This is a genomic window from Lactobacillus sp., from assembly GCF_051873315.1.
Lineage (GTDB): Bacteria > Bacillota > Bacilli > Lactobacillales > Lactobacillaceae > Lactobacillus.
In genome coordinates this window covers 1-2507 of sequence record NZ_JBJEES010000063.1, presented here as the reverse complement: position 1 = coordinate 2507, position 2507 = coordinate 1, and the positions used below count along the sequence as shown (strand labels likewise).

At 52.9% G+C, this 2507-nt stretch carries 2 protein-coding genes; both read left to right on the top strand.

Going from position 1 to position 2507, the window contains the following annotated elements; translation table 11 throughout:
* Positions 1–1986: RNA degradosome polyphosphate kinase (locus ACI32D_RS03835; RefSeq protein WP_439775324.1), on the top strand; the 1986-nt coding region annotated here is incomplete at its 5' end.
* Between the two features lie 8 nt (positions 1987–1994).
* Positions 1995–2507: DUF2252 family protein (locus tag ACI32D_RS03830; protein ID WP_439775323.1), on the top strand; the 513-nt coding region annotated here is incomplete at its 3' end.

Sequence of the window (2507 nt, the reverse complement as noted above, 5' to 3'; positions counted from 1 at the left end):
GTCCGGGTGGCTTCCTTGAGCAAGCTGGTGGCTGCCGGGGTCAAGAGCCACGATGCCAGCGGCTTGACACCGCTTGAACAATTGACGGCCATCAACCAAAAGGAACATGAAGTCGTTGAGAAGCGCTACTCAACTTATTCCCGGTCCTTGATGCCGCTTTTGCACAAGAATGGCATCAACATCTTGGAAGGCGACGAACTTTCTGAAGACCAGGAAGAATACATTCGCCGCTACTTCGCAAATGAACTTTACCCGGTTTTGACCCCGATGGCTGACGACCAATCCCGGCCATTCCCGTTTATCAACAACAACTCCTTGAACATTGCCCTGCGCCTTAAGGACCGGGAAAGCGGCGAGCACAAGTTTGCCACGCTCAGAGTGCCGAACATTTTCCCGCGCTTGGTCAAATTGCCGGATGGCGACAATGACTTCATCATGCTGGAAGACATTATCAAGATTTTCGCCGACCGGCTTTTTGACGGCTACGAAATCCGCCAGGCAGCCTGCTACCGGGTTACCCGGGACATGGACCTGGACGTTTCTGAAAGTGATACTTCCGACTTCCTTTTGGCGGTTAAAAAGCAGCTGGAAGACCGCGAGCACGGCCACGTAACCCGGCTGGAAGTTGAAAGCAGCATGAACACCAAGCTGCTCAAGCACTTGATGAAACGGCTGAACGTGGAAGAAAGCAGCGTCTTCAGCATCAACGGCCCGATCGACTTGACCTTCCTCAAGAAGCTGCCAGGAATGGTTGAAGGCCATGAAGACCTCCGCTACAAGCCGATGCAGGCCTTTATCGACCCGGCTTTGAGAAGCGACCACAATATTTTTGACTCAATCCGGGAAAAGGACTACCTGGTTCAGCACCCTTACGACAGCTTTGATGCTGTCTTGAACTTTGTCAAGCAAGCAGCCAAGGACCCAGATGTTCTGGCTATCAAGATGACCCTGTACCGGGTTTCTGGCAATTCTCCGATCATCAAGTACCTGGGCCAGGCGGCTAAAGCCGGCAAGCAGGTTACGGTTCTGGTGGAAGTCAAGGCCCGTTTTGATGAATCAAACAACGTTCACTGGGCTAGAACCCTGGAACAGATGGGCTGTCACGTTATCTACGGGCTGGTGGGCCTAAAGACTCACACCAAGGTAACCCTGGTCATCCGCCGCGATGAAGACGGAATCCGCCGCTACCTGCACTTGGGGACTGGTAACTACAACGATGTTACTGCTCACTTCTACACCGACCTGGGCCTCTTCACCTGTGACCGGGACCTGGGCGTTGACGCGACCAACCTCTTCAACATGCTGTCTGGCTACTCCAAGCCGCCTTACTTCAGCAAGCTGCGGATTTCGCCAAAGCTGATCCGGCAGTTTATTTACGAAAAGATCGACAATGAAGTTGCCATCGCCAAGGCTGGCCGGCATGCTGAAATTCACATGAAGATGAACTCCCTGTCTGACCCGGACGTGATCGCCAAGCTTTATGAAGCTTCCGCTGCCGGGGTCAAGATCCACTTGATCGTTCGGGGGATCTGCTGCTTGAAGACGGAAATTCCAGGCGTCAGCGACAACATCGAGGTGTACTCGATTGTCGGCCGCTTCCTGGAACACAGCCGGATCTACTACTTCTACAATGACGGCAAGGAAGAAGTCTACCTGGCCAGCGCCGACATGATGCGGCGGAACTTGAACCGGCGGGTGGAAACTCTCTTCCCGGTTTTGCAAGAAGACTTGAAGGAAAGAGTTTTGGACATTTTTGCCAAGATGTGGCAGGACAATGTCCAGGCCCGGATTCTGCACAAGACCGAGTGGGTTCATGCCGACCGGCGGGGGCAGACGCCATTCAACAGCCAGGAATACTTCATCGCTGAAGCAGCTGAAAAGGTGCGGATTGTTGAAGAAGAGGAAGAAGAAGAGAAGGCTAAGAAGAAAGACGCTTTTGAGGCCATGAAGCCGCAGGAAAGCGAATTGGAAGACGAAGAAAAGTAGGCTGAAAAATGGAAAGAGACCGCCACGAAATCGAAACTTTTAAAATCGATCAAATGTTTATCGGCGACAGCCAGGAAGAGCTGATCAAGCAGGGAGAAGGCCGTCTTAAGGAACATCCAATCGCGGCGATCAGTACCTTCAACCCGGTCAAGCGGGACGTGGTCCAGCTGATCAAGCTGACTGAGGAGAAAATGATCCCTGAGCTGCTCGGAATGCGGCACAAGCGGATGATGCAGAACCCCTTTTCCTATTTCCGGGCCACGGCCGGGATCATGGAAAAGGACCTGCGTCAGTTTCCAGAAGGCCAGTCCCATATTCCAGTGATCATCTGCGGGGACTCCCACTTGACCAATTTTGGCTTTTTTGCTTCTCCGGAGCGTCAGCTTCTTTTTGGCTTGAACGATTTTGACGAAGCCCGGATCGGCAACTGGGAATTTGACCTCAAGCGCCTCTTGACTAGCGTGGTTTTGACTGGCCGGATCAATGGCTACCCGAAAGAGCAGCTGGATAGCATTTTGGCG